Here is a 25,527-nt window from a genome sequence, read left to right on the forward strand (position 1 = left end):
GGCCCGGCACAACGGACACTGTCCATTGGAGTCAGTCATGCGCTACATCAGCACCCGCGGCCAGGCACCGGCCCTGAATTTCGAAGATGTCCTGCTGGCCGGTCTCGCTACCGACGGCGGTCTGTACGTCCCGGAAGTCCTGCCACGTTTTACTCAGGAAGAAATCGCTTCCTGGGCCGGCCTGCCGTATCACGAGCTGGCCTTTCGCGTTATGCGCCCGTTCGTCACCGGCAGCATCCCCGACGCCGATTTCAAAAAGATTCTTGAAGAAACCTACGGCGTGTTTGCGCACAGCGCCGTTGCACCGCTGCGTCAGCTGAATGGCAACGAATGGGTACTCGAGCTGTTCCACGGCCCGACCCTGGCGTTCAAGGACTTCGCCCTGCAACTGCTCGGTCGTTTGCTCGACTACGTGCTGGAAAAGCGCGGTGAGCGCGTGGTGATTGTCGGCGCGACCTCTGGTGATACCGGTTCGGCCGCCATCGAAGGCTGCAAGCACTGCGAAAACGTCGACATCTTCATCCTGCACCCGCACAACCGTGTCTCGGAAGTGCAGCGTCGGCAGATGACCACGATTTTTGGTGAGAACATCCACAACATCGCCATCGAAGGCAACTTCGATGACTGCCAGGAAATGGTCAAGAACAGCTTCGCCGACCAGAGTTTCCTCAAGGGCACGCGTCTGGTGGCGGTGAATTCGATCAACTGGGCGCGGATCATGGCCCAGATCGTTTATTACTTCCACGCATCGCTGCAACTCGGCGGCCCGGCACGTTCGGTTTCGTTTTCGGTGCCGACCGGCAACTTCGGCGACATTTTCGCCGGCTACCTGGCGCGCAACATGGGCCTGCCGATCAACCAGTTGATCGTCGCCACCAACCGCAATGACATCCTGCACCGCTTCATGAGCGGCAATCAGTACGTCAAGGAAACCTTGCACGCGACGCTGTCGCCGTCGATGGACATCATGGTTTCGTCGAACTTCGAACGTCTGCTGTTCGACCTGCATGGTCGCAACGGTGCGGCGATTGCCGGGCTGATGGATTCGTTCAAGCAGGGTGGCGGTTTCAGCGTCGAGCAGGAACGCTGGACCGAAGCGCGCAAGTTGTTCGATTCGCTGGCAGTAGACGACGCGCAAACCTGCGAAACCATTGCCGAGGTTTACGAGCAGACCGGTGAAGTGCTGGATCCGCACACCGCTATTGGTGTCAGGGCTGCGCGCGAATGCCGTCGCAGCCTGGATATCCCGATGGTGATCCTCGGCACCGCGCATCCGGTCAAATTCCCGGACGCGGTGGAGAAAGCTGGCGTAGGAAAAGCTCTCGAACTACCTGCACATCTTTCTGATTTGTTTGAGAGACAAGAGCGCTGCACCGTTCTGCCAAACGAGCTGAAAGCCGTGCAGGCCTTTGTCAGTCAGCATGGCAACCGCGGCAAGCCACTTTAAGCCCGCAAACCTGTCACATTTTGAAGCCCGTCTCCTGACGGGCTTTGTTGTTTTTGCATGCCACACTGCTCGCGTTTTCGCCCACGAAGGACGGGTGAGTCGATCACGAAGGAAGTGGCAATGCGGTTTTATTCAGGAGTCAAACCAGCGCTGGTCTGGTTGTTTTTGTTGGGCCTGTGGGGATTCATGCAGGGGGCGCAGGCAGCGCAACTGGCGATGCGCGCCGATGAAGTGGAGATGAACATCCAACCCATTGAACTGGATGCACAGGAGCGTCAGTGGATTCGCGACAATCCGCGGGTTACGGTCGCCTCACTGCAATATCCGCTGTATCTGTTTCAGGATGAGCGTGGTCAGTGGAGCGGTTTGAATGACGATCTGCTCAAACGCATCAGCGCCATGACCGGGCTGCAGTTTGTGCATCAAGAGTCGTTTTCCACCCATCACATGCTCGAACAGCTGCAAAGTGGCCAGGCTGATATCAGCACCACGCTGGCGGTGAACGATGAGCGCAAGGCGTTTCTGGATTTCAGCCATGCGTTCGGCGGCGCGGGCTGGGTGTTTGTCTGGCGAGCGGGCGAGCCGGCGGTGCACTCGCTGGGCGAACTGGCCAAGCGCGTGCTGGTGCTACCGGCCAGGCATGCGCTCGAGCACTCGATCCGCCGCGATTATCCGTCGATTCAGATTCTCTCGGTGAAGACTCACGCCGAGGCTCGGGCACTGGTCGAAAGCGGCGAGGCTTACGCCACCATCGAAAACGAGATCGGGGCGCAGCTGTTCCCTTCTGGCCTGCTCAAGGTCGGTGGTCTGGTGGAGGGCAAGTGGGAGGCCGATCATCTTTCTGTGCGCAAGGGCATGCCCGAGCTGTTGAGCATTCTCAACAAGGCGCTGGGGGCTTTTTCTGCGGCCGAACTGCGCGCCATTCGCCTGAAATGGCTGGACGGTGTTTCACCGGTGCCGACCCCTTCGATCTGGGAGCGGGTAATCAAATTGGGATGCTGGGCGATGGGCGTGCTTGGGGTATTCGGGCTGCTGTCTCTGCTGTGGAACCGTCGCCTGGCAGCTGAGATAAAGCACCGCCGCGAGGCGGAAAAGGGTCTGGGCGATCAGTTGGCTTTCCAGAGCGCACTGATCGACGCGATGCCCGATCCGGTGTTTGTGCGTGATTTGCAAGGCCGATTGGTCATGTGCAATCGCAGCTATGAAGAGGCGCTCTCGGTTCGCCTGGAACAAGTGCAGGGACGAATGCTGTTTGAGATCGATGCAATGCCCAAAGCCACAGCCTTGATGTTGCATGATGAATTCATGGCGCAGCTGCACACGCGCAAAACCCGTTTCAGTCAGCGTCAGTTGCTGTTCAAGAGCGGCCCGCGGCACATCTACCAGTGGACGGTGCCGTTTTACAGCGCTGATGGAAAATTGCGCGGTTTACTTGGCGGCTGGACAGACATCAGCCAGCGCCGCGCCGATAGCGGGTGCAAATGTCCGCATTGAAGATAGGAAAAGTCCTATAAGGCGCGGCTACTTTTCTGATGGGAGGCTGAAGACGACTGCCCTAGAGTGATTGGCAAGTGCGCAGAGATTGCGCAATTGTCGTTCCAGGGGCCGTCCAATGCGTTCGCTCAAAATCCTGATTCTTGAACCCAACCCGTTTCAGTTGATGGCGTTGCATCAGATGCTCAATGCCATCGGTATCTACAACGTACTGACCGCGCCGTCGCTGACCTCGGCCAAACGCGCGCTGGCACGTCGCGGAACCGTCGATATCGCGATCTGCAATCCACAGATCAAGGGTGGTGACGGATTGGCCCTGATCCAGCACCTGAGCGCGCAACACCAGGCGTTGGCGTTGATTCTGTTGGGTCCGGTAGCCCAGAGCCTGATCGCGGATCTTGAGCTGTTCCTGCGCGAGCACCGAATCAGCCTTCTCGGGCGCCTGCACACTCCGGTCTCCGCGGTGTTGATGAGAGATCTGCTGGACGACTACCTGGCGTCCACCCGAGATCCGCTCGAAGTCTGAGAGCATTGGTTATTTCTCTGTCATGTTCACCATGCATGCTCTGACAGACCGGTGACTCTTCACGCAGAGGCAGGCAGAACTTTCTTCTCCGGCCGGTGGTCATTTACTGTGGACACGCCCATGGCACTGTGTTTTCGGACTATTGAGTGGAGATCGAGATGGAAAGTATCAATCTATTGCTCGGTGAGGCTCTGAGCCCGTATCAGGTGACGTTGACCCCGCGCGGTCTGCAAGGCGAATGCCTGGTGACCCTGAAGAACGGGAGCGGCGCCATCGTGGTGGAACGCGAATTCAACCAGGCGCAGTTGAGCGACAAACGCCAGTTGACCGATGTGGTCGACGGACTGCACCGCGACGTGCTGATCGCCGAAGGACGGCTGGAGCCCTGTGTGATCGCGGCGTTGCGTAATGCGGCCGCGGACAAGCGTCCGGTGCTCTGAAAGCGATTTGTTTTTTGTGGGAACCTTCCTGCACCAAGGTCAGTCAGAATTCGTAACAGCAGGATCAAGCATTGTGCTCCGGTGCTTGTCGCTTGCTGTTACGGGTCTTTGATATAGGCCACGTTTAACCCCGAGTCGTCTCCCCACTTCTCGGGGTTTCTTTTTGCCCGGATTTCACTGTTCGGCTTGTTGCTGGAAGAAAATCCGCGCCTGCTCCAGATAATCCGCGCGCATCTTGGGGTCGAGCCAGTCGGCGTAAAGCTGATTCAGATGTTCATGGGGCAGGGTGCGCAGCAGTTGATTGATCTCATTGATCGCCTGCCGGCCCTGGGCAGTGTCGGAACAACCGACATGTCCCGACTGATATTTGGCCGTGCCGCGAATCGGAAAGAATTCCAGCTCGTTTTCGGCGATTTCTGCCTGATGCGCCTGATAGCGGATTTCCGACCAGTACCCCAGAACCATTTGCAAGCGGCCGAGGCGTTGCATGGACAGCAAGTTGCTCAGCGCATCATTGCCGTAATGCCTGGTCAGCGCATCAGCCGGTGCCTGGCGTAGCAAATTGTCGATGACCTCTCCGTAACTGCGCTCGGCGACCACTCCGATTTTTTTCTCGCCATCAGCTAGATATGCCGCGAGATTCACTTCTCCATCAACCAGAAAAGGACTGAGCACAGCGCTGTCCTTCTTGCGAATCACCACGCCATTGGTGACGGCGCGAAACGCCGGAATCGAGAAGGCAATCCATTGTGCGCGTTCTTGGCTGTACATCAGCGACGGGTCGCAAGTGAAAGAGGCTTCGTGGAGCATTTGCAGACCGCGGGCGCGATTGACCCGCATCAGGCTGTGTTCGTACTGCGGCATGCCGGCAATCAGCATCGGCATCAATTGATCGATTACGCCCTGACCTTTTTTCGGGCCTTCGAAAATCGTCAATGGCGGCAGGTCGCGCAACAACCAGATCAAGGTCGGTTTCGCCTGCGCCCAACTCGGTAGCGTCAACAGGAAAAGCAGGCCGAACAAGCGCCACGTCCACCAGTGGTGAGCGCGGTTGTTGGCCGATGGCTGCGGGGAGGTCAGCTTAAATGGCTCCGTCTTGGCGCAATTTGGCGATCTGCTGTTCGTCGTAGCCAAGATCGTGAAGTACCTGCGCGTTGTGCTCACCCAATTGCGGTCCGACCCATTCGGAGGTGCCGGGTGTATCAGAGAGTTTCGGCACGATTCCCGGCATCTTGAAGGGTTTGCCGTCCGGCAGCTTGGCCTGTAAAAGCATTTCCCGGGCCAGATACTGCGGATCGCTGAACATGTCCTCGGCGCTGAAGATCCGGCTGGCCGGCACTTCGGCTTGATTCAGCAGGTCCAGCACGTTTTGCAGCGGCAGCGAATTGACCCAGCGATCGATCACCCCGTACAACTCGTCGCGGCGCAGATCACGTCCATCGTTGCTGGCCAGCGTCGGATCATTGGCCAGATCTTCGCGGCCGATGATCAGCATGAAGCGTTTGAAGATCGCATCACCGTTGGCGCCGATCTGCACATGCTTGCCGTCGGCACTGGTGTGAATCGACGACGGCGTAATGCCCGGCATGATGTTGCCCGTACGCTCGCGGATAAAACCGAACACATCGAACTCCGGAACCATGCTTTCCATCATGGCGAAGATCGCTTCGTACAATGCCACGTCAACCACCTGGCCAAGACCACCGTTGACCTCGCGATGACGCAGCGCCATCAACGCACCAATCACGCCCCACAACGCCGCAATCGAATCGCCGATGGAAATCCCGGTGCGCACCGGCGGGCGATCTTCGAAGCCCGTGATGTAGCGCAGGCCGCCCATGGATTCGCCGACGGCGCCGAACCCCGGTTGATCCTTCATCGGCCCGGTCTGGCCGAAACCGGATAGCCGCACCATGACCAGTTTCGGATTCAGCGCGTGGAGGGTTTCCCAGCTCAGGCCGAGTTTTTCCAGCACGCCGGGGCGAAAGTTCTCGATCAGGATGTCGGCGTCGGCGAGCAATTGTTTGAGGATCGCCAGCCCATCCGGGTGCTTGAGGTTGAGGGTCAGCGACTTCTTGTTGCGCGCCTGAACAAACCACCACAACGAGGTGCCTTCATACAACTTGCGCCATTTGCGCAGCGGGTCGCCGCCGTCCGGCGATTCGATCTTGATCACTTCGGCGCCGAATTCGCCGCAGATGCGCGAAGCAAACGGGCCGGCAATCAAGGTGCCCAATTCAATGACTTTCAGACCGCTGAGCGGTTTGTTGGCGAACGGCATGCGAGATCCTGTAGGACAAGGCTGAGCGGATACAGAGTTTTAACATAGCCGGCTGTCAGTCGTGCAAGGATGATCGCCATCAATTGGTTGATTGCCTACGGCATCGGTTAGACTTGCCGACTTTCTCCGTATCTAGAAGCCCGTTCATGGCCCAGCCGTCCACCACCTATAAATTCGAACTGAACCTCACCGACCTCGACCGCAGCGTCTACGAGAGCGTCAAGCAGACCATCGCCCGTCACCCTTCGGAGACCGAAGAACGCATGACTGTGCGCCTGTTGGCCTACGCGCTCTGGTACAACGAGCAACTGTCTTTCGGTCGTGGTCTGTCGGACGTGGATGAACCTGCGCTGTGGGAAAAGAGCCTGGACGACCGCGTTCTGCACTGGATCGAAGTCGGCCAGCCTGATTCTGATCGCCTGACCTGGTGCTCGCGTCGCACCGAACGCACCAGCCTGTTGGCTTACGGCAGCCTGCGCGTGTGGGAAACCAAGGTGATTCCGGCGATCAAGAATCTGAAGAACGTCAACATTGCATCCGTGCCGCAGGAAGTGCTGGAAACCCTGGCCAAGGACATGCCCCGCGTTATCAAGTGGGACGTGATGATCAGCGAAGGAACGATTTTCGTCACCGACGACCGTGGTCAGCACGAAGTCCAGCTCAACTGGCTGCAAGGCGAGCGCTGAGTCCGCAGCACCGCCGATTTATCCCACGTATTCAAGAGAAGCCTCTGTCGCCCCATGCGTATTGATCCTCGTCCGTTGCCTGCCACATTGCCGTTTCTCGGCGACCTGCCGCCATTGCTGACTCGCTTGTACGCGGCGCGGGGCGTGCAGTCCGAAGCGGAACTGGACAAAAGCCTCAAGCAATTGATCCCGTTCACCCAGCTCAAGGGTATCGATGCGGCGGTGGATCTGCTGGTAACCGCGCTGGAGCAGCGTCAGCGCATCTTGATCGTCGGTGACTTCGACGCTGATGGCGCTACCGCCAGCACCGTCGGTGTGCTCGGCCTGCGCCTGCTGGGCGCGGCGCATGTCGATTATCTGGTGCCCAATCGCTTTGAGTTTGGCTATGGCCTGACCCCGGAAATTGTGGAGGTTGCGCTGGCCCGCGAGCCCCAATTGCTGATCACCGTCGACAACGGCATCTCTAGCGTCGATGGTGTGGCAGCGGCGAAACGTCATGGCCTGAAAGTATTGATCACCGACCACCATTTGCCCGGCGACGAACTGCCGCTGGCCGATGCGCTGGTCAACCCGAACCAGCCTGGCTGCGAGTTTCCGAGCAAATCGCTGGCCGGGGTCGGGGTGATTTTCTATGTGTTGATGGCGTTGCGCGCCCGCCTGCGCAGCCTCGGCTGGTACGACAGCCAGCCGCAGCCGAACATCGGTGAGTTGCTGGATCTGGTCGCGCTGGGCAGCGTTGCCGACGTGGTGCCGCTGGACGCCAACAACCGGATTCTGGTGCATCAGGGCCTTGAGCGAATTCGCGCCGGGCGTGCGCGGCCGGGAATCAAGGCGATTCTTGAAGTGGCCAAGCGTGAAGCTTCGCGCATCACCTCGACCGATCTGGGGTTCATTGTCGGCCCGCGCCTCAACGCGGCAGGGCGGCTGGACGACATGAGTCTGGGCATCGAATGCCTACTGACTTCCGATGCCGCGCTGGCGCGGGAAATGGCCGCGCAACTGGACGGCATGAACCAGGATCGCAAATCCATCGAGCAGGGCATGCAGCGTGAAGCGCTGGCCCAGCTCAAGGACTTGCCGGTCGAGTCGATGCCGTTCGGGCTGTGCCTGTTCGATCCGGAGTGGCACCAAGGTGTGATCGGTATCCTCGCGTCGCGCATGAAAGAGCGCTATTTCCGTCCGACCATTGCCTTTGCCGATGCCGGCGACGGCTTGCTCAAAGGCTCGGGACGTTCGGTGCAGGGTTTTCATATTCGCGATGCGTTGAGCGTGGTCGCCGCGCAGCATCCGGACCTGATCGCCAAGTACGGTGGTCACGCGATGGCGGCGGGTCTGACGTTGCCGCAGGAGAATTTTCCGCTGTTTGCGCAGGCCTTCGACGCCGAAGTGCGTAGGCAGCTTCGCGAAGAAGATCTGACCGGGCGCCTGCTGTCGGACGGCACCCTGGCGGTCGAAGAATTTCACCTTGAACTGGCGCGTGCGCTGCGCAATGCCGGGCCTTGGGGTCAGCACTTCCCGGAGCCGCTGTTCCACGGCGTATTCCAGTTGGTCGAGCAACGGGTGGTCGGTGAGCGGCATCTGAAAGTGGTGCTGAAAACCGAATGTGGCTCGGTGAAGCTGGATGGGATCGCGTTTGGTATCGACCGTGAAATCTGGCCGAATCCAACGATCAAATGGGTTGAATTGGCTTACAAGCTCGATCTGAACGAGTTTCGCGGCAATGAAACCGTGCAGTTGATGATTGCCCATATCGAACCGCGCTAAGCGCAAAGTGCTTTTGTGGCGAGGGAGCTTGCTCCCGCTGGAGGCCGAAGGACTCCCGATTCGTCCGAGCGCCGATATTGGGGCCGCTTCGCAGCCCCGCGGGAGCAAGCTCCCTCGCCACAGGTTCGGTGGCGCACACAGAAACATCTGGAACCCCCCGAGATCCCCGGTTGTCGACTAGGCTCTAAGCACTGCTTGATTGGCCTTGTGACGTCTTGTCGAATTTTTTGCCCGCGGGGGCGGGTGCTGCACTCTTTCCTGTCACTCGTCGACTTTTCAAACAGAACCCTGGAGCCTGCCCACTGATTTGAGAGGTGCCCCATGAGTCTGCTGCTTGAACCCTATACCCTGCGCCAACTGACCTTACCCAACCGCATCGCCGTGTCGCCGATGTGCCAATACTCCAGCGTCGATGGCCTGGCCAACGATTGGCATCTGGTGCACCTCGGTAGCCGTGCGATTGGCGGCGCCGGACTGGTCTTTACCGAGGCAACGGCGATCACCGCCGATGGACGGATTACCGCCGAAGACCTTGGCCTGTGGAACGACGAACAGATCGCACCACTGCAACGCATCACGCGTTTCATCACCGCCCAAGGCGCCGTCGCCGGTATTCAACTGGCGCATGCCGGGCGCAAGGCCAGCACCCATCGGCCATGGCTCGGCAAGCATGGCAGCGTCAAACCGGATGATGGCGGCTGGACCCCGGTCGGGCCTTCGCCGATTGCTTTTGATCCGCAGCACACACAACCGAAAGCCCTGGATGAAGAGCAGATCTCCGACGTTATTCAGGCTTTTGTCGACGCCGCAAAACGTTCTTTGACTGCCGGTTTCTCCGTGGTCGAAGTGCACGCTGCGCATGGTTATCTGCTGCATCAGTTCCTTTCCCCATTGAGCAATCAACGCCGCGATCAATACGGTGGTTCGTTTGAAAACCGCATCCGTCTGGTGCTGCAAGTCACCGAAGCAGTGCGGGCAGTGTGGCCGGAAGAATTGCCGGTGTTCGTCCGCGTGTCGGCCACCGACTGGGTCGAGGACGGCTGGAATCCGGACGAAACCGTGGAGCTGGCGCGACGCTTGAAAGCGCTGGGCGTGGATCTGATCGACGTGTCGTCGGGCGGGACTGCTGCGAATGCCGAGATTCCGGTCGGCCCGGGCTATCAAACGCGTTTCGCCGAACGTGTGCGCAAGGAGTCAGGCATTGCCACCGGCACTGTGGGCATGATTACCGAACCGGCGCAGGCCGAGCACATTCTGCGCACTTGTCAGGCTGACATCATCTTCCTCGCCCGTGAGTTGCTGCGCGATCCGTACTGGCCGCTGCATGCCGATGATGATCTGGGTGGACGCAAAGCGATCTGGCCGGCGCAATACCAGCGTGCGACGCATCGCGATCAACCGATCCATGAGTCTGATCTGCGCGACTGAATCATCCGCTAGAAAGCAAAAGCCCCGACCAGTGATGGTCGGGGCTTTTTGTTGTTACGGGTATTTGCGCTTGTCTGGCGCTGGCGGGAAGTACTGATACAGCCAGGTCTCGCTCAACGTGCGGTCATTGGTGCGGATGAACAACCGCAGCTCTACCGGCTCGACGCTGTCGCTGGTCGGGTACCAGTCGAACAGAATCCGGTAACCCTTGATGTCATCCAGTACCAGCACGCTGAAGTCCTGCACCTTGCCGTTCGAGCAGGTGACTACCGGCTCAATCCCGGTGCCCTGTGGCAGACGCTCCAGACCGCCGCCAGTGAAGTCCACGGCAAAACGGCGAGCCCAGACTTTCGGGTAATGCTCCCCCGGTGCCCAGCCTTCAGTGAAGCCGCCCATGCCGGAGCGAGTAGCCTGCACCCGAGCCAGTGGTGTACTGACCGGCGGCAGGGCGCTCCAGTAGAGCTTGTAGCCGTAATTCAGCGAATCGCCGGCCGCCACCGGTTTCTTCGGTGTCCAGAACGCGACGATGTTGTCGAGGGTTTCGCCGGTGGTAGGAATTTCCAGCAGATCGATCGAGCCTTCGCCCCATTCGGTGGTCGGTTCTACCCACAGGCTCGGGCGCTTGCTGTACCAGTCGACCGTGTCCTGATAGTTGGCGAACTCGTGGTCGTTCTGCACAAGGCCAAAACCTTTCGGGTTGGTGTCGGCGAAGGCGTTGAACTGCAGGGTCGCCGGGTTGTTCAGCGGGCGGCAGATCCATTCGCCGTTGCCGCGCCACATGGCCAGACGATCCGAGTCGTGGATCTGCGGGTGAATGGTGTCGCACATGCGCCGTTCGTGGTTGCCACAGCTGAACATGCTGGTCATCGGCGCGATGCCCAGTTGTTCAATGGCAGTACGCGCGTTGATGTGCGCGTCGATGTCCATCACCACGCGCTCGGCCTGGCAATCGATGTCGAAGCGGTAGGCACCGGTGGCGCTCGGCGAGTCGAGCAGGGCATAGACCACGAAGCGTGTGGCGTTCTGATCCGGTGTCTCGAACCAGAACTTGGTGAAGTCAGGGAATTCTTCGCGCTTCTTGGCGTAGGTGTCGACTGCCAGACCGCGTGCCGACAGGCCATATTGGCCAGAGGCATCGACGGCGCGAAAGTAGCTGGCGCCGAGGAACGAGACTACGTCGTGGCGATCCAGCTCCGGCGCCTTGAACAACTTGAACCCGGCAAAACCCAAGTCACCCTTGAGCTGCTGGGTATCGACCGAGGTGTTCTCATAGTTGAATAGCTGAGGGCGGAAATGCACTTCGCGCGCCATCCGCGTTTTCGGATCGACGCTGTACATGCGCACCGGCTGGCGGAACCCCATGCCGACGTGGAAGAACTGCACATCCAGCTGACCCTTGTTCTCCTTCCACAACGAATGTTCACCGTCGTAGCGGATCGCGTTGAAGTTCTGCGGAGTCATGGTCGCCAGCGTCGGCGGCAGGACTTGCTTGGTGTCCTGATAGGCGCTGCCCGCGAGTTGCTTCGCCTGACGCTTGAGTGCGTCGAAATCGAACGCCTGTGCTTCGCCGTCGGCGGCGCCACCATTGGCAGCCCAGGCGCGAGCGGCGAGCAGTCCGGACGCGGACAGACCGGTGTAAGCCGCAATGGCCATGGATGCTTTGAGCAAATTCCTGCGATGCATAAGTACAACCTGTCGTGAGCAATCCCGCGCCGTTCCTGGCACGTGCTGGATCAGAATTTACGGTTCGGACATGCCTTCGGCCAAACGCAACGGACTATTAACAGATGCCCGATAGCTTAAACCGTTCGCGCCGATTGCAAAATTCGTTAATTGCAGGTGCCAGCGTCTCAATGAAACAAGACATTACGGTTAATTTATCCGACAGGCTTTTCTGATTTATAGGGCATTTCTGCTTTTTTCGAATAATTACTCTAAAAACTGCTTTTCAGCGCCGATTAACTTTCTATTCTATAGGCATCGCCGGTCACAACCCTTTCAACCGGCAGGGCTCAAATCGCTGCTTAAAGGAGCAGGGCGATGCGGTTTTCGAAAAATTCTGAAGTATTTGAAAAGGACATCGTCCATGGCAAAAGTGCAATGCATCACCGAAATGTTGGGAATTTTTCCGTGCCTGGGTGGCCGGCGCAGGAAGCGACTGAATTCTGAAGAGCGGAAACTGGTTGAACGCTATCGCGAGTTGTCGGAGAGCGACCGGATCGCGATGAGGTATCTGGTGGATGCGATGCGGAGTGTTTCGCGGTTCTGATGGTGTGACGCAAAAAGGGGGGCAGACATTGAGTCTGCCCCCCTTTTTTGGTTTGCGTTCCGGGCGGACGAGCGTTGCCTCGGCGGGGAGTGGCGGCGAATTTTCACATGCAGAAATGTATTGCTGGTGGACGCTCCGTTTGGCTCGCCACCAGAATATCAAGAGATAGCAGCCCACTTGATGCGAAGCCCTGTGCAGAAACTCCACAACCGAACCGTTTCACAAAGCCTTAGTGCACTGATCTTGCGGCCCGATGACGCGAATCTGCCGTCAGTTGATATTCATCCAGTTACTATTGCGCGGGCGCATCAATCAGCGAGTATCAAATGATCTGGTTTCTAGAAGGGCAATCGAGTCAGCGTGACGTCATTATCGGCGCGCGCGAGGCACTCCCGGCGGATGTAAAAATCTTTGCCTCTCATCGTCAGGATCGCCCTGAAATCACGTCGCTTGCCGACGTCAGTTTCATGGAGCCGACCGATAACGAAGAGCGTATCGACTGGGTTATCGCCACCGCAGTAGAGCACAACATCAAAGTGATTCTGGCCGGCCGCGTCGGCCATGTCTTCGAGATCGAACGGGCGCGCTTCGCGCAGGCGGGTCTTGAACTGGTGACGGGCGGCACGTCCATGGCGACCTTCGACATGGTCGATGACAAGAGCCGATTCACCGCTGAAGCGGAACGCGTTGGCCTGGCTTGTGTGCCGGCAATCACTGCGGTGAACGCCGAAGAAATGTTCGCCGCTTATAAAACCCTCTCCGCCAGCGGTGAGGTCTGTGTCAAACCTGCGGTCGGTATCTATGGTCAGGGTTTCTGGCGATTCAAGGCAGATACCGATCCGTTCCGCTGTTTTGCCAATCCGGATGCCCGTGAAGCCAATTTTGAAACGTACATGCGTGCTTACTGCGAAGCCGAAGCTCCGGCACCGATGCTGATGATGCCGTATATGGCAGGCAGTGAGTGTTCGGTGGACATGGTCTGCGAAGGCGGCCGTCCCGTAGCGTTCGTCAGCCGTCGAAAGGCGGGTGTGCATCAGACCTTCGAGCGCGAGGGCGCCGCAGTCGAGTTGGCACTCAAGGCTGCCGAGCATTTCGGTTGTGACGGAATCGTCAATGTGCAGACTCGTGATGACGCCGATGGTCAGCCGCACCTGCTGGAAATCAACCCGCGCTACTCCGGTGGCATCGGTTACACGCGGGCGACCGGGACCAACCTGCCGGGCATTTTCGCGGCTCGACGCCTGGGCTTGCCGGAGCCTGCGACCGTCTGGCGACCGAATGTCCGGGTAAAAGGCGTGACTGTGGCGGCTGTGGCATCCTGATATTAAAGCGATATTGATTTTTGATACAATTTGCCGCGCTGCACATGAGGCAGCAAGTCGTTAGCAGTCAAGGAGAGATCAGGGAATGATGGTGCTGGCGCCTGGCGCAAATGCCGCAATATCGAGCGCACGGAGTCAATGGACTCTGGAGTGCGGCAAGTCCTCGGCCTTCGGGGACTATGCAGCAGTCGCTATATTACCGGTGGACGAGAAACGCCGCCCGACAGGTGATCCCGCCCTGTTCCAGACCTCCCATGGCTGGATGGAATGGAAAGGCGATCAGGAAAACGTCGGTTGTGCGTTGAACCTCGCTGAACTGCCGGCAGGCAGCGATCGCGTGCTGATCATCGTCTACACCTTCTCGGCGGCAGGCCCGGTCAGCGACCTCAAAACCCTGCGTTTTCAGGTTGATGGCCAGCTCGACTACAGCCTCGATCTGCGCGACAACGGCGAATCGGCAATCATCATCGGCGAGTTTTACACGCGCAATCAGCAATGGAAATTCCGCGCTCTGGCTGAAGGATCCGCCTATGGTCTGGCGGCTTTCGGCCGGCGAATCGGCCTCGAAATCAACGATGCTCATCCGAAGGGACGCTCGAGCCCCTCCGAGTCCGGCCGCAGCAGTGCTACCGGCACCGGATTTGCCGTCTCGAACAATCACGTTTTGACTTGCGCGCACGTCATCGAAGACATGCAGGAAATTCACATTTCCTCCTTCGAGGGGCGTTACCGTGTCGAACCCGTGGTGGTCGATCGGCGCAACGACATCGCTTTGCTGCGGGTGCTGGACTGTCCGCCGCTGAAGCCGGTGGCGTTCAAGGAAGGCTTTGGCTGCGATCTCGGCGATAATGTCGTGGCGTTGGGCTTTCCCCTCGCCGGTTTTGCCGGGGGCGGCGTGCAAGTGACGCAAGGCGGAGTGTCAGGTCTGTTTGGGCTGCACAACGATTCGAGCCTGCTGCAGTTCACTGCCCCGATTCAACCCGGCTCCAGTGGCAGCCCACTGTTTGACTCTTCAGGAGCGGTGGTCGGTCTGGTGACCTCAAGCCTGCCGGATGCGCAAAACATGAATTTTGCGGTCAAGGCGCCACTGCTCCTCTCATTCCTTGGCGCTTGCCGCGTCGAGGCCAGCAAGACACCTGTCGGCAAGACTTTCACAACAGCGGAACTGGCGCGTGAAGCCCAGGCTTCAATGTGGCGTGTCGAAGCGCGGAATTTCTGACTTCTCTTGATTTGAAACATTTGGTACCGGCGTGCGGTTGAACATCCGGCGCTGATTTAGGAATTTGCTCATGGAAAGTAACGCAGTTACACAAACGCTCAGCGCGCAACTGATGCGCGGGCGACTCGATGTCAAAGTAGATGATTCGCTCATCGCTCCGAACGCCTTGTTCGGCTTTGCCGAGCGCCGTAATCCCAAGCGTGCGTTTCTGTTCGTGTCCAAAGTGCTGGGCCGCCATATCCCGGTGCGCCCCTCTGCAATGAATACAAGTTTCGCAAGCCTCGCGGCGCAGATTCCAGCGGATCTGCCCGGCCCGGTGTTGGTGATCGGCATGGCCGAGACCGCAGTCGGCCTCGGTGCAGGCGTGCATCGCGCGTTCAGTGCGACCCGCCCCGATACGGTGTACATGGTCAGCACGCGGCACCCCACTGGCACTGAACTGTTCACTCGTTTTGAAGAAGAGCACAGCCACGCCAGCGCCCATTTGATCCATTTGCCGGTCGATCCCGATGTGCGCGAAATGATGCTGAATGCGCGCTCACTGGTGCTGGTCGACGACGAAGCCTCCACCGGCAAGACCTTCATCAATCTGCACCGCGCCTTGGTTGACTCGGGTCTGACCCAGGTCGAGCGTGTCGTGACCTGCGTGCTGACCGACTGGTCGCGGAACGCGGTGCGCGACACGATTGGCGAATCTGCGCATCAAGTGTCGTTGCTGCAAGGCTCGTACGACTTCCATGAAGACCTCGAAGCGCCGTTGCCGGAGATGCCGGCCGTCGGCACCGTCGCCGCCGGTGAGTGGCCGTTGTCGGCACACAACGATTGGGGCCGGCTCGGCGTGCGCAAGGTGGAAGACACCTTGGCCCCCGATCTGCAGATCAAGGCTGGTGAGCGGGTGCTGGTAGTCGGCACCAGCGAGTTTGTCTGGCGTCCGTTCCTGCTCGCCGAACGTCTGGAACGTGCCGGCGCCGATGTGCACTTCAGCTCGACCAGCCGTTCGCCGATCGCGCTGGGTCATGCCATCGGTCACGCATTGTCGTTCTCGGACAACTACGGACTGGGCATTCCCAACTTTCTCTACAACGTGCGCCCGGGCGAGTTTGATCGCGTGCTGATCTGCTCGGAAACTCCGGCGCAGGCAGTCCCTGCCGAACTGGTTGCCGCCCTGAATGCCGAGGTGATTGTCGATGCTCAGTAATCGCCCGCTGGCCTTGGTCGACCTCGACGACACGCTGTTTCAGACCGCGCGCAAAATGCCCGAAGGCACGCCACGCCATCCAGCGACCTTCGACATCGAAGGCCAACCGAATGGTTACATGAACCCGGTGCAGAAGACCCTGGTGGAATGGTTGTTGTCCTCGACTGACGTGGTGCCCGTGACTGCGCGCAGCGTCGAAGCGTTCAGTCGGGTCAAACTGCCTTTCGACAAGGGCGCTGTCTGCTCCCACGGCGGAGTGATTCTCGGCGCCGACGGCAAGATCGATGAGCAATGGCAGGCGCACATGACTGTCATTCTGGCCGACTTCCAGAGCCGTCTGCCGGATCTGAGCGCCGCGACCCTGGCCATTGGTAAAGAGCTGGGCATTTCGCTGCGCGGATGGGTGGTTGAAGAAGAAAATCTGCGCCACTACGTGGTGACCAAGCACAACGAATCCAACGACGAAGTCCTGCAAACCGTACTGGCTGAAGTCCAGGCGCGCGGCTTGCTGGAGGGGATGCACATCCACGGCAACAGCAACAATCTGGCCTTCCTGCCTGCCGGTCTGTCGAAGCGCGTGGCCGTTGAAGAACTGTTGCGCCGTGACCGTGAAATCAACGGTGAACGACCGGTGCTGGGTTTTGGCGACAGTATTACCGACCTCGGCTTCATGGATGCCTGCCATATGTGGGCAACTCCATCGCGTAGCCAACTGGCGCAGTTTGTGGGGCATGCGCTCAATGACTGAGGCTATCGCTGAGCTCAAGACTGTCGGTAGCGGCAGCTATTTGCAGGACGACGTGCACTTTCTGCTCCAGCCGGTGCAGATGGAAGTCACCGACGTCGCAGAGAAAGAGCGGCTGATTCAGACGAAGCAGAAGCACTATTCGGAGATGATCAGCTTCGAGAGCGCGCCGACGGATGTGCACAAGGCGCTGTACCAGCGCGCGCTCGCGCAAAACGGCGTGCGCATGGCCAGCGACGTTCAGGCGCTGGCGCTGGCATTGAATGAGGCTTGCACCGGTCCCTCGATTGTTCTGGTGTCCTTCGTTCGCGCCGGCCTGCCGCTGGGCGTGCTGCTGCGCCGGGCGCTGATCGACATGGGCCGCGAGGCTCATCATTACGGGATCAGCATTGTGCGTGATCGCGGCATCGACATCGTGGCGCTGGAAGCAATCATTCAGGCCCACGGCGCAGACAACATCGTGTTCGTTGACGGCTGGACCGGCAAAGGCGCGATCTCCGGTGAAATCCAGCACAGCCTCAAGGGTGACGCGCGATTCCCTCAAGAACCGCGGCTGGTGGTGCTGGCCGACCCGTGCGGCCGCGCCTGGCTGTCGGCCTCGGCAGAAGACTGGGTCATCCCGTCGGGCATCTTGGGCGCCACCGTCTCGGGACTGGTTTCCCGCTCGATCTGGCCGGCGAATGGCGGACTGCATGGCTGCGTGGTCTATGACCACCTGACCGAGCACGATGTGACCCGTGACTTCATCGAACACATCGACCAGCAGCGCGAAGCGCTTGGCCCGGTGCATCCAGCCAAGCCGTGGACGGCCACCGAGCGCAGCGAACTGCAAGCCGCCGCCACGCAAGTCGTGGAGTCGCTCGCCGCACGTTTCGATATCAGCAATCTGAACCGGGTCAAACCGGGCATCGCCGAGGCGACTCGCGCGGTACTGCGCCGGGTGCCGGATCATGTGCTGGTGCGGGATCGCAATGACAGCGACGTGCAATTGCTTTTGCACCTCACCGAAGGCGCTGGCGTCTGCGTTGAAGAAGTCGGCGCCGCACTCGGCCCGTACCGAGCCGTGACCATCATCCGGAGTGCGAGCTGATGAAGAAGCTTTCTCCGTATGCCCTGGGCGCCACGCTGTATATGCCGGCCACGCGCGCCGATCTGCTGGATGTGGTGTTCGCCACCAAACTGCCGGAACTGCGCTCCCTGGTGGTATGCCTCGAAGATGCGGTTGCCGACATCGATGTCAGCACCGCACTGAGCAACCTGCATCGCCTGTTATCGACAATCGACGAGCGCGGCGGGCGGCCTGCCGAAGGCCCGGTGCTATTTGTGCGTCCGCGCGATTCGGCAATGGCGGCGGTGCTCAATGACTGGCCGTTGATGAAACACGTCGACGGCTTTGTGGTGCCGAAGCTGACGCTGCGCAACCTCGACGCCTGGGAGCAGGCGGTGACCAGTCCCGAGCTGTTTCTGATGCCGACCCTGGAAACCGTCGACGTGTTCAATCCGGTGGCGATGGTCGAACTGGGCCAGGCGCTCAAGGCCAATCTCAATCACCGGATCATTGCTCTGCGTATCGGCGGCAACGATCTGATGGGCAGCCTCGGTCTGCGGCGCAATCCGGCCACCACGCTGTACAGCACGCCGATGGGCTACGTGATTCCGATGTTGGCCGGGGTCATGGGCTCGCAAGGTTTTGCGCTGACCGCGCCGGTGTTCGAACAACTCGCCATGCCGAATTTGCTGGGTGAAGAGCTCGAACTGGACATCGCCCACGGCCTGGTGGGCAAGACCGCGATTCACCCGAGCCAGATCAGCATCATTCAGGATGCGCTGCGCGTCAGCCTCGAAGACCTCAACAGTGCAAAGTTGATCGTCAGCGACGTGGCCCCGGCCGTGTTCAAACATAACGATGTGATGTGCGAGCCGGCGACCCATTACCAGTGGGCGATGAAAATCCTCGAACGCGCCGAGTGGCATGGCGTGCGCCAACCCGATGCTGCCCACGGTGAAACACCCATCCGACTAGCCGAGGCCATTCGATGACCCAGCCAAATACCGGGCCTGACCGGCCGGGGAAAAAAGTGCTCTGCGTCTTTGACTTCGACGGCACCCTGACCCGCCATGACAGCTTCGTACCGTTCCTGAAGTTTGCATTCGGCAAACGCGAGTTCGCCCGACGGGTGCTGACGCTTGCGCTGCCGAGCATTCGATTCCTCGCGCGCCGCATGAGCCGCGACGAACTCAAGGCGCAGTTGATCAGCCGTTTTCTCAGCGGCGTTGACCCGGAGTGGGTGAGCCAGCGAGCGGCGAAGTACTGCGAGGCATTCTGGACCAAGCTGATGCGCCCGACAGGCTTGATGGCGATTGCCAGCGAGATCGCCGCAGGTTCGCAAGTCACCTTGTGCTCGGCCTCGCCGGCACTGGTGCTGCAACCCTTCGCCGATCGCCTGGGGATCAAGCTGATTGGTACCGAACTCGAAGTGATCGACGGCAAGTTGACCGGACGTATCTCCGGCAACAACTGCCGTTGCGAGAACAAGGTTCTGCGGTTGGAGGAGGTCTACGGGCCGCTGACCGAATACCGGCTCAAAGCCTGGGGCGACACCCGTGGCGATCACGAATTGCTTGCTGCGGCGCAAGACGCGCACTGGCGACACTTTCATCCTGCATGGCGTCGTGGACGTCTGCGGACAGCAAAAAGCGCGGTCAAACCTGATCGCGACGTGAACACTGACGATCAACAAGGAGCGTAACGATGGCACTTACCCTGAGCAAACAGCAAAGTATTTCTCTGGAAAAAACGGCCGGCAGCGCGTTGACCCGCATCAGCCTTGGCCTCGGTTGGGACCCGGTGAAAGCAGGCTTTCTCGGCAAATTGATGGGCGGCGGCGGGGAAGTCGACCTCGACGCTTCGTGCATCCTGCTCGATAGCAGCCTGCAAGTAATCGACCTGGTCTGGTTCCGTCAGTTGAAGTCGCAGGACGGCTCGATCCAGCACTCCGGCGACAACCGTACCGGTGAAGGCGATGGCGATGACGAAACCATCCACGTTGATCTGTCGCGTCTGCCAGCCAGCGTCGAGCATCTGATTTTCACCGTGAACAGCTTCACCGGGCAGACCTTCGAAAAAGTCGAAAAAGCCTACTGCCGCGTCGTCAACGCCGACAAAAAATCGGAATTGGCCCGTTTCAACCTGTCCGAGAAGGGCGGTCACACCGGCATCGTGATGGCGAGCCTGTCGCGCAAAGGTTCCGATTGGGACTTCAAAGCCATCGGCGAAACCACCCGCGGGCGCACCGCTGACGACCTGGTCAATCTGGCCGTACAGGCGCTGCGCTGATGGCCACTCTCGTGCCTGGTGGTAATGCGCCGGTTGCCAGCGGCCAGCTTCGCGTTGATATCAACTACACGCCGATTCCGGGCGTCGACATTGATGTGTCGGCGTTCGTTCTGAACGCTTCGGGCAAAGTCCGTGGCGATGGCGACATGTGCTTCTACGGCCAGACCAGCGTGCTCGGTGGCGTGTTGCAGATGACCGAGGCGGCAGCCGGGCGCGCGGTGTTCACCGTCGATCTGAGCCGGCTTGAAGCTGCGGTCGAAAAGGTTGCGCTGTCGGCGACGATCCACGAGAACAAGGCCAGTTTCGAGCGCGTCTCGCAATTGTCCGTGGCTGTCTCGGGCGGCATCGAAGCCCAATTACCGACTACCGGCATGAAGGAAACCGCGTTGATTCTTGGCGAGTTTTATCGTCGCCAGGGTGAGTGGAAATTCCGCTGCGTTGCGCAAGGTTTCAACGGTGGTCTGGAACCCTTGGCCAAGCATTTCGGTGTTGAAGTAGCGGCTCCGGCCACTGCGCCGACGCCTGCGCCAGTTCAGGCAGCGCCAACACCTGCACCGGCACCTCCGGCAGCGAAATCGACGATCAGTCTGAGCAAGATCACGCTCGACAAGACTCGCTCGTCGATCAGCCTGGAGAAAACCGCCGGCGGTTTCGGCGAGATCAAGGTCAACCTGAACTGGAACAAGGGCAGCGGTGGCGGCTTCTTCAGCCGCAACAAATCCGTTGACCTGGACGTTGGCTGCCTGTTCGAACTGCAAGACGGCGACAAAGGTGTGGTGCAAGCCTTGGGCAACTGCTTTGGCAGCCTCAGCGGCCGGCCTTACATCCAGCTCAAGGGCGATGACCGCACCGGCTCGGTGGCCGGCGGGGAATGGATGCACATCAACGGCGCGAAGTGGGGCGAGGTCAAACGCATCCTGATCTTCGCCTTCATCTACGAAGGCGCGCCGAACTGGAAAGAGACTGACGGCATTGTGACCATCTACATTCCCGGCCAGCCGGACATCGAGGTACGCCTCAATGAAGAAGGTGGCCGCGAAGGCATGTGTGCGATTGCCATGCTCGAGAACGTTGACGGTGCGGTGAAGGTTTCACGCCGCGTCGACTTCCATCGTGGGCATGCGGCAGTCGACAAGGCTTACGGCTGGGGCATGAACTGGCGCGCCGGTTCGAAATAATACGGATGGCGGGGCTTTTCGGCCCCGCCCCTTGAGGAGATTTGCAAATGCTTGCATGGCTTAAAGAAAACGCGGCAGCGGCTCGCGACAAACTGACAACTGAAGTGGGTAAATTCAAGAACCAGAAGTTCATGGAAGCGATGACGGCCAGTTGCGCCATCGTCGCTGCGGCGGACGGCGATATTTCTTCGGCTGAAAAGCAGAAGATGATCGGCTTCATCAACATCTCGCCTGAATTGAAAGTGTTCAATACGGCTGATGTGATCAAGTCCTTCTCTACGCATTGCGAGAAGTTCGAGTTCGACTTCCAGATCGGTCAGGCCGAAGCACTGAAAGTCATCGGCAAGATCAAGAACGACCCGGGTGCTGCGCGCCTGCTGGTTCGCGTTGCCTGCTCCATTGGCGCATCGGACGGCTCATTCGATGACAAAGAAAAAGCGGCGTGCCGTTTGATCTGCGCCGAGCTGGGTCTGAACCCGGCTGACTTCGATCTTTAAGGAGCGGTACCTGTGGAAACGCAAATCGGATTTCCCCCGCTGACCATGGCGGTGTTTGTAGGGCTGGCGGTTGGCGCCCTGCTGCTGGACATGGTCACGCACCGTGGAGACAAGCCCATTTCGCTGATGAAGGCCTCGATCTGGTCGATCTTCTGGATCGCGATTTCGCTGGCGTTCGCAGGTTTCCTGTACGTGCAGCACGGCGCTGAAGTGGCCAGCCTGTTCGTCACCGGTTATGCGCTGGAAAAAGTCCTGAGTGTCGACAACCTGTTTGTCTTCATGGCGATCTTTGCCTGGTTCAAAGTGCCGGATGGCCTGCGTCACCGCGTTCTGTACTGGGGCATCATCGGCGCCATCGTATTCCGTGGCGTGTTCGTGGCGATCGGCACCGGCCTGCTGGCTTTCGGTCCGTGGGTGGAAATTGTCTTCGCGGTGATCGTTGCCTGGACGGCCGTGATGATGTTGCGCGCCGGTGGGGACGATGACGAGGAAGAAGACTACTCCAAGCACATGGCGTATCGCTTCGCACAGAAGCTGTTCCCGGTGTGGCCAAAACTGCACGGCCATAACTTCTTCGTGACCCGCAAGGTGCTCGAAGGTGAGCTGCAGAAACCGGAAAACCAGGGCATGACCCTGGCGGCCAAAGGCACGTTGTTCGCCACGCCGCTGTTCCTGTGCCTGGTGGTCGCGGAAGTGTCGGATATCCTCTTCGCGTTCGACTCGGTGCCGGCAGTGATCGCGGTCAGCCGTGAACCGCTGATCGTTTACTCGGCCATGCTGTTCGCGATTCTTGGCCTGCGGACCATGTACTTCGTGCTCGAAGCGCTGAAACGCTACCTGGTGCATCTGGAAAAATCGGTCATTGCGCTGTTGTTCTTCATCGCAGTCAAACTTGGCCTGAACGCCACCGACCACATGTTCCACCACGGCTACACCATTGACGCCAACACCAGCCTGTTGATTGTTATGGTTGTCCTGGCAATCGGCGTAGTGGCGAGCCTGATCTTCCCGGGTCAGGAAGAAACCCAAACCGAAAACAATTGAGTAGCAGCATCAACCACAAGGAGATGTACCGATGGCTTTGACACTTCAAAAAGGTGGCAACCTGTCTCTGAGCAAAACCGACCCTAGCCTGACCAAAATTCTGGTTGGCCTGGGCTGGGACCCGCGCGCTACCGACGGTGCCGAGTTTGACCTGGACGCCAGCGCGTTTCTGGTAGGCGCAAGCGGCAAGGTTCGCAGCGACGCAGACTTCATCTTCTACAACCAGTTGAAGAGCGCCGACGGTTCGGTTGAGCACACCGGTGACAACCGTACCGGCGCTGGCGACGGCGACGACGAAGTACTGAAGGTTGACCTGAGCCGTGTCCCGGCCGACGTCGAAAAAGTCGTGTTTGTCGTGACCATCCATGACGCCGAAGCCCGCAAGCAGAGCTTTGGCCAGGTCGGCGGATCGTTCATTCGTGTCGTGAACGAAAAATCTGGTGCTGAAGTCGTACGCTATGACCTGGCTGAAGACGCTTCCACCGAAACAGCTATGATGTTTGCCGAGCTGTATCGCAACAACGGCGAGTGGAAATTCCGCGCTGTGGGCCAGGGTTATGCTGGCGGCCTGAAGGCTGTCGCTAATTCTTTCGGTCTGAACTTCTAAGATCCGGCATTTTGCCAATTGATTTGCAAGGCCCTGGATTCAGGGCCTGACTCACACAACCAAGAGGAATCTGAACATGGCGGTATCACTGAGCAAGGGTGGCAATGTCAGCCTGTCCAAAGAAGCTCCAGGCCTGACTGAAGTCATCGTTGGCCTGGGCTGGGACGCACGCGTCACCGACGGTGCCGAATTCGACCTCGACGCTTCGGTTTTCGTCGTTGGGGAAAACCGCAAAGTGCTCGACGACAACAGCTTCATTTTTTACAACAACAAGAAGTCTGCTGATGGCTCGGTCGAGCACATGGGCGACAACAAGTCGGGCGCAGGCGAAGGCGACGACGAACAAGTCACCGTCAAACTGACCGGCCTGGCGCCAGCAGTGAAGGCGCTGGTGTTCGCTGTGACCATCCACGAGGCTGAATCACGCAAGCAGAGCTTCGGTCAGGTGCAAAATGCCTACATCCGCGTCCTGAACAAAGCTGACGGCAAAGAGCTGGCACGCTTCGACCTGAGCGAAGACGCTTCGACCGAAACCGCGATGATCTTCGGCGAGCTGTATCGCAACGGTGAGGAGTTCAAGTTCAAAGCGATCGCCCAGGGCTTCGCTGGCGGCTTGGCGCCATTGGCTAAAGAACACGGCGTGAACATCGGCTAACCCGCAAGGGTTGCGAGAGCCCCCTGCGTTTGCCGGGGGCTTTTTTTTGCTTGCAGATAACTGATCGGCGACAACGATCAGACGTAGCGTTTCGAACCGCTGTTTTGCAGTGGCTCGCCTTTGAACACTTCCGGGCCGTCCATCGTCAGCTTGAGTTTGTCGCCATTGCGGGACAGCCACGGCGTGGCTTCGCTGCAAGATTCGGAGGTGGCGCCGGACGGGCTGAGTACGATGTGATCCTGGTCGATTTCAATCAGACCGATGACGTAGGTGTAGATCATGTCGCTGAAGTCATCATCGTCATCATCACGACCCAGGGGAAACTCGAATGCGCACTCGACGATCTGGTTGCCGTACTCCATGCGCATTTTCGGTTTCAGGGAAGCCACTGAAACCGCACCGTTGTCGACCGCTGAGTACACGCTGCACACCAGCGCCACTTTGCCGCCCATCAGTTGCGAGATCGCCGGATTGATGTCGACGGTTTCCACCGCCGGTTCGTTGGCACTGGCGCTGACCACATCGCCGGTATGGAACACGTAAGGGTCGAGGTCAAACTCGCCGCGCTTGTCCGGTGCCTGGATGATCGACATCCGCCCGTCCGGGCGCAGGATGCCGATGCGCAAATCGAGGTCGTCGTTGTCGCAGTCGTCACCGTTATCCACCCAAGTGGCGCTGACACGAATGACTTTCGGCGCAGACGGGCCTTTTTCCAGCGAGACCTTGTGGCTGCTGCCGACCTTGTCGAGGGTGATCAGCGACTTCTGCATGCTGACGGGTTTGGCTGGTGGCGGAGGTGGCGCTTGTTCTTCGACTTCAACTCCGTACAACCCACACAGACCAGCCAAGCCCGAAGCGAAACCTTGCCATACCGAGCGCGCTTTGAACTGGTCATTGCGCACGTACAGATCGAGCACGATGATCCCGGTCTCTTTGGAGAACGGCTCGGGTGCCAATTCCAGCACCTGAGCACCGGCAATCACTGTGGCTCGCAGCTCCTTGACCACCTCGAACCCGCCAGCACTGCCGTCCTGCGTCAGGGTGATGGCGACTTTGGTGATGTTGGCGGGCAGGCGCGCCAGATCGAAACTGATGCTGTGACTGATCACGCTGCCCTGAACGACCGGCGCGGTAAACGTAGCCGCGCCGGACGGATGTTCAGGAACGTTGAAGAACACCATGCCGCTGTCGTCCAGCACCCTGCCAGTGTCAGTCAGCAGAAACGCGGTCAGGTTGACATCCAGATTGGCGCCTGCCGCGTGAGTGACCACGACACGCCCCTGCGCGCTGTTCAGGGTGGTGTTTTCGCCGGGCTTGAGTGACTGATTCAATTGAGATCCCTATTCCATGGATAAAGTGCAGCACACCGCGTTCGCGATGTGCTTCGAGC

25 protein-coding genes are annotated in these 25,527 nt (G+C 59.3%); 21 read left to right on the forward strand and 4 right to left on the reverse strand.

Annotated features, from left to right (window positions below; translation table 11 throughout):
- The first annotated feature begins 37 nt into the window (after positions 1 to 37).
- The 4 genes from thrC (at position 38) to ACP7EE_RS26115 (ending at position 3,907) form a co-directional block, all read left to right on the forward strand.
- Positions 38 to 1,447: a threonine synthase gene (gene thrC, locus ACP7EE_RS26100; RefSeq protein ID WP_426237809.1), complete on the forward strand. Its 1,410-nt coding sequence runs from the start codon at positions 38 to 40 to the stop codon at positions 1,445 to 1,447.
- A gap of 120 nt (positions 1,448 to 1,567) precedes the next feature.
- Positions 1,568 to 2,941 (forward strand): transporter substrate-binding domain-containing protein, encoded by a 1,374-nt coding sequence (locus ACP7EE_RS26105; RefSeq protein ID WP_426237811.1) that lies wholly within the window; start codon positions 1,568 to 1,570, stop codon positions 2,939 to 2,941.
- Positions 2,942 to 3,059: 118 nt separating this feature from the next.
- Positions 3,060 to 3,467 (forward strand): response regulator, encoded by a 408-nt coding sequence (locus tag ACP7EE_RS26110; RefSeq protein ID WP_426202270.1) that lies wholly within the window; start codon positions 3,060 to 3,062, stop codon positions 3,465 to 3,467.
- Between the two features lie 158 nt (positions 3,468 to 3,625).
- On the forward strand, positions 3,626 to 3,907 hold the full coding sequence (locus ACP7EE_RS26115; protein ID WP_420647785.1) for a DUF3509 domain-containing protein: 282 nt from the start codon (positions 3,626 to 3,628) through the stop codon (positions 3,905 to 3,907).
- 174 nt (positions 3,908 to 4,081) lie between these two features.
- On the opposite strand, the gene ACP7EE_RS26120 is transcribed toward ACP7EE_RS26115, so the two are convergent.
- Both ACP7EE_RS26120 and ACP7EE_RS26125 read right to left on the reverse strand, forming a co-directional pair.
- On the reverse strand, positions 4,082 to 5,041 hold the full coding sequence (locus tag ACP7EE_RS26120; RefSeq protein WP_420647786.1) for a TIGR02285 family protein: 960 nt from the start codon (positions 5,039 to 5,041) through the stop codon (positions 4,082 to 4,084).
- Entirely contained in the window at positions 4,989 to 6,188 is a 1,200-nt protein-coding gene (locus ACP7EE_RS26125) for a CaiB/BaiF CoA transferase family protein (RefSeq protein ID WP_426237813.1), read from the reverse strand. The genes ACP7EE_RS26120 and ACP7EE_RS26125 overlap by 53 nt, the downstream gene beginning before the upstream one ends.
- Positions 6,189 to 6,334: 146 nt before the next feature.
- Between ACP7EE_RS26125 and ACP7EE_RS26130 the strand changes: the two genes are divergently transcribed.
- From ACP7EE_RS26130 to ACP7EE_RS26140, 3 genes are all read left to right on the forward strand, one after another.
- Positions 6,335 to 6,874, forward strand: a complete 540-nt coding sequence (locus ACP7EE_RS26130) for a YaeQ family protein (RefSeq protein WP_420647788.1) — start codon at positions 6,335 to 6,337, stop codon at positions 6,872 to 6,874.
- 54 nt (positions 6,875 to 6,928) lie between these two features.
- On the forward strand, positions 6,929 to 8,638 hold the full coding sequence (recJ, locus tag ACP7EE_RS26135; RefSeq protein WP_426237815.1) for a single-stranded-DNA-specific exonuclease RecJ: 1,710 nt from the start codon (positions 6,929 to 6,931) through the stop codon (positions 8,636 to 8,638).
- Between the two features lie 321 nt (positions 8,639 to 8,959).
- Positions 8,960 to 10,066, forward strand: coding sequence for an NADH:flavin oxidoreductase/NADH oxidase (locus ACP7EE_RS26140; RefSeq protein WP_426237817.1), 1,107 nt, complete (start codon positions 8,960 to 8,962; stop codon positions 10,064 to 10,066).
- Positions 10,067 to 10,120: 54 nt separating this feature from the next.
- Here the strand turns inward: ACP7EE_RS26140 and ACP7EE_RS26145 are convergent, their stop codons facing one another.
- Positions 10,121 to 11,749 (reverse strand): glucan biosynthesis protein D, encoded by a 1,629-nt coding sequence (locus tag ACP7EE_RS26145; RefSeq protein ID WP_420647791.1) that lies wholly within the window; start codon positions 11,747 to 11,749, stop codon positions 10,121 to 10,123.
- A 403-nt stretch (positions 11,750 to 12,152) separates the two neighbouring features.
- Here ACP7EE_RS26145 and ACP7EE_RS26150 point away from each other — a divergent pair, with 403 nt between their 5' ends.
- The 14 genes from ACP7EE_RS26150 to ACP7EE_RS26215 all read left to right on the forward strand — a co-directional run bounded on the left by ACP7EE_RS26150 (position 12,153) and on the right by ACP7EE_RS26215 (position 24,137).
- The gene (locus ACP7EE_RS26150) at positions 12,153 to 12,335 is read left to right on the forward strand and encodes a hypothetical protein (protein WP_420647792.1); all 183 of its coding nucleotides are present in this window, start codon (positions 12,153 to 12,155) and stop codon (positions 12,333 to 12,335) included.
- Between the two features lie 326 nt (positions 12,336 to 12,661).
- Positions 12,662 to 13,657 carry an ATP-grasp domain-containing protein gene (locus tag ACP7EE_RS26155; RefSeq protein ID WP_426237819.1) on the forward strand — a complete coding sequence of 332 codons (996 nt, stop codon included), beginning with the start codon at positions 12,662 to 12,664 and terminating at the stop codon, positions 13,655 to 13,657.
- 85 nt (positions 13,658 to 13,742) lie between these two features.
- Positions 13,743 to 14,876, forward strand: a complete 1,134-nt coding sequence (locus ACP7EE_RS26160; protein ID WP_426237821.1) for a trypsin-like peptidase domain-containing protein — start codon at positions 13,743 to 13,745, stop codon at positions 14,874 to 14,876.
- A 70-nt stretch (positions 14,877 to 14,946) separates the two neighbouring features.
- Positions 14,947 to 16,074 carry a phosphoribosyltransferase domain-containing protein gene (locus ACP7EE_RS26165; protein WP_426202255.1) on the forward strand — a complete coding sequence of 376 codons (1,128 nt, stop codon included), beginning with the start codon at positions 14,947 to 14,949 and terminating at the stop codon, positions 16,072 to 16,074.
- Positions 16,064 to 16,822, forward strand: a complete 759-nt coding sequence (locus ACP7EE_RS26170; protein ID WP_426237823.1) for a trehalose phosphatase — start codon at positions 16,064 to 16,066, stop codon at positions 16,820 to 16,822. Before ACP7EE_RS26165 ends, ACP7EE_RS26170 begins: the two co-directional genes overlap by 11 nt.
- A complete protein-coding gene (locus tag ACP7EE_RS26175; RefSeq protein WP_426237825.1) occupies positions 16,815 to 17,909 on the forward strand; it encodes a cysteine protease StiP family protein in 1,095 nt (364 codons plus the stop codon). Before ACP7EE_RS26170 ends, ACP7EE_RS26175 begins: the two co-directional genes overlap by 8 nt.
- Positions 17,909 to 18,859, forward strand: a complete 951-nt coding sequence (locus tag ACP7EE_RS26180) for an HpcH/HpaI aldolase/citrate lyase family protein (RefSeq protein ID WP_426202249.1) — start codon at positions 17,909 to 17,911, stop codon at positions 18,857 to 18,859. Before ACP7EE_RS26175 ends, ACP7EE_RS26180 begins: the two co-directional genes overlap by 1 nt.
- On the forward strand, positions 18,856 to 19,569 hold the full coding sequence (locus tag ACP7EE_RS26185) for an HAD family hydrolase (protein ID WP_420647799.1): 714 nt from the start codon (positions 18,856 to 18,858) through the stop codon (positions 19,567 to 19,569). The genes ACP7EE_RS26180 and ACP7EE_RS26185 overlap by 4 nt, the downstream gene beginning before the upstream one ends.
- A gap of 2 nt (positions 19,570 to 19,571) precedes the next feature.
- On the forward strand, positions 19,572 to 20,156 hold the full coding sequence (locus ACP7EE_RS26190) for a TerD family protein (protein ID WP_420647800.1): 585 nt from the start codon (positions 19,572 to 19,574) through the stop codon (positions 20,154 to 20,156).
- Entirely contained in the window at positions 20,156 to 21,334 is a 1,179-nt protein-coding gene (locus tag ACP7EE_RS26195; RefSeq protein ID WP_426237827.1) for a TerD family protein, read from the forward strand. Before ACP7EE_RS26190 ends, ACP7EE_RS26195 begins: the two co-directional genes overlap by 1 nt.
- A gap of 47 nt (positions 21,335 to 21,381) precedes the next feature.
- The gene (locus ACP7EE_RS26200) at positions 21,382 to 21,831 is read left to right on the forward strand and encodes a tellurite resistance TerB family protein (RefSeq protein WP_420647802.1); all 450 of its coding nucleotides are present in this window, start codon (positions 21,382 to 21,384) and stop codon (positions 21,829 to 21,831) included.
- A gap of 45 nt (positions 21,832 to 21,876) precedes the next feature.
- Positions 21,877 to 22,875 carry a TerC/Alx family metal homeostasis membrane protein gene (locus ACP7EE_RS26205; protein WP_426202728.1) on the forward strand — a complete coding sequence of 333 codons (999 nt, stop codon included), beginning with the start codon at positions 21,877 to 21,879 and terminating at the stop codon, positions 22,873 to 22,875.
- A 31-nt stretch (positions 22,876 to 22,906) separates the two neighbouring features.
- Positions 22,907 to 23,482, forward strand: coding sequence for a TerD family protein (locus tag ACP7EE_RS26210; protein WP_426237829.1), 576 nt, complete (start codon positions 22,907 to 22,909; stop codon positions 23,480 to 23,482).
- A gap of 76 nt (positions 23,483 to 23,558) precedes the next feature.
- Positions 23,559 to 24,137, forward strand: a complete 579-nt coding sequence (locus ACP7EE_RS26215) for a TerD family protein (protein WP_426237831.1) — start codon at positions 23,559 to 23,561, stop codon at positions 24,135 to 24,137.
- 77 nt (positions 24,138 to 24,214) lie between these two features.
- Here ACP7EE_RS26215 and ACP7EE_RS26220 read toward each other — a convergent pair whose 3' ends face one another.
- A complete protein-coding gene (locus ACP7EE_RS26220) occupies positions 24,215 to 25,468 on the reverse strand; it encodes a TerD family protein (RefSeq protein ID WP_426237833.1) in 1,254 nt (417 codons plus the stop codon).
- Positions 25,469 to 25,527 lie beyond the last annotated feature (59 nt).

It is taken from the genome of Pseudomonas sp. TWP3-2, from assembly GCF_049897765.1.
Lineage (GTDB): Bacteria > Pseudomonadota > Gammaproteobacteria > Pseudomonadales > Pseudomonadaceae > Aquipseudomonas.

What these genes read in the sequence shown, in the direction of transcription:
- thrC (WP_426237809.1), top strand. Translation starts at nt 38, where the DNA reads ATGCGCTACATCAGCACCCGCGGCCAGGCACCGGCCCTGAATTTCGAA.
- ACP7EE_RS26105 (WP_426237811.1), top strand. Translation starts at nt 1,568, where the DNA reads ATGCGGTTTTATTCAGGAGTCAAACCAGCGCTGGTCTGGTTGTTTTTG.
- ACP7EE_RS26110 (WP_426202270.1), top strand. Translation starts at nt 3,060, where the DNA reads ATGCGTTCGCTCAAAATCCTGATTCTTGAACCCAACCCGTTTCAGTTG.
- ACP7EE_RS26115 (WP_420647785.1), top strand. Translation starts at nt 3,626, where the DNA reads ATGGAAAGTATCAATCTATTGCTCGGTGAGGCTCTGAGCCCGTATCAG.
- ACP7EE_RS26125 (WP_426237813.1), bottom strand. Translation starts at nt 6,188, where the DNA reads ATGCCGTTCGCCAACAAACCGCTCAGCGGTCTGAAAGTCATTGAATTG.
- ACP7EE_RS26130 (WP_420647788.1), top strand. Translation starts at nt 6,335, where the DNA reads ATGGCCCAGCCGTCCACCACCTATAAATTCGAACTGAACCTCACCGAC.
- recJ (WP_426237815.1), top strand. Translation starts at nt 6,929, where the DNA reads ATGCGTATTGATCCTCGTCCGTTGCCTGCCACATTGCCGTTTCTCGGC.
- ACP7EE_RS26140 (WP_426237817.1), top strand. Translation starts at nt 8,960, where the DNA reads ATGAGTCTGCTGCTTGAACCCTATACCCTGCGCCAACTGACCTTACCC.
- ACP7EE_RS26145 (WP_420647791.1), bottom strand. Translation starts at nt 11,749, where the DNA reads ATGCATCGCAGGAATTTGCTCAAAGCATCCATGGCCATTGCGGCTTAC.
- ACP7EE_RS26150 (WP_420647792.1), top strand. Translation starts at nt 12,153, where the DNA reads ATGGCAAAAGTGCAATGCATCACCGAAATGTTGGGAATTTTTCCGTGC.
- ACP7EE_RS26155 (WP_426237819.1), top strand. Translation starts at nt 12,662, where the DNA reads ATGATCTGGTTTCTAGAAGGGCAATCGAGTCAGCGTGACGTCATTATC.
- ACP7EE_RS26160 (WP_426237821.1), top strand. Translation starts at nt 13,743, where the DNA reads ATGATGGTGCTGGCGCCTGGCGCAAATGCCGCAATATCGAGCGCACGG.
- ACP7EE_RS26165 (WP_426202255.1), top strand. Translation starts at nt 14,947, where the DNA reads ATGGAAAGTAACGCAGTTACACAAACGCTCAGCGCGCAACTGATGCGC.
- ACP7EE_RS26170 (WP_426237823.1), top strand. Translation starts at nt 16,064, where the DNA reads ATGCTCAGTAATCGCCCGCTGGCCTTGGTCGACCTCGACGACACGCTG.
- ACP7EE_RS26175 (WP_426237825.1), top strand. Translation starts at nt 16,815, where the DNA reads ATGACTGAGGCTATCGCTGAGCTCAAGACTGTCGGTAGCGGCAGCTAT.
- ACP7EE_RS26180 (WP_426202249.1), top strand. Translation starts at nt 17,909, where the DNA reads ATGAAGAAGCTTTCTCCGTATGCCCTGGGCGCCACGCTGTATATGCCG.
- ACP7EE_RS26185 (WP_420647799.1), top strand. Translation starts at nt 18,856, where the DNA reads ATGACCCAGCCAAATACCGGGCCTGACCGGCCGGGGAAAAAAGTGCTC.
- ACP7EE_RS26190 (WP_420647800.1), top strand. Translation starts at nt 19,572, where the DNA reads ATGGCACTTACCCTGAGCAAACAGCAAAGTATTTCTCTGGAAAAAACG.
- ACP7EE_RS26195 (WP_426237827.1), top strand. Translation starts at nt 20,156, where the DNA reads ATGGCCACTCTCGTGCCTGGTGGTAATGCGCCGGTTGCCAGCGGCCAG.
- ACP7EE_RS26200 (WP_420647802.1), top strand. Translation starts at nt 21,382, where the DNA reads ATGCTTGCATGGCTTAAAGAAAACGCGGCAGCGGCTCGCGACAAACTG.
- ACP7EE_RS26205 (WP_426202728.1), top strand. Translation starts at nt 21,877, where the DNA reads ATGGCGGTGTTTGTAGGGCTGGCGGTTGGCGCCCTGCTGCTGGACATG.
- ACP7EE_RS26210 (WP_426237829.1), top strand. Translation starts at nt 22,907, where the DNA reads ATGGCTTTGACACTTCAAAAAGGTGGCAACCTGTCTCTGAGCAAAACC.
- ACP7EE_RS26215 (WP_426237831.1), top strand. Translation starts at nt 23,559, where the DNA reads ATGGCGGTATCACTGAGCAAGGGTGGCAATGTCAGCCTGTCCAAAGAA.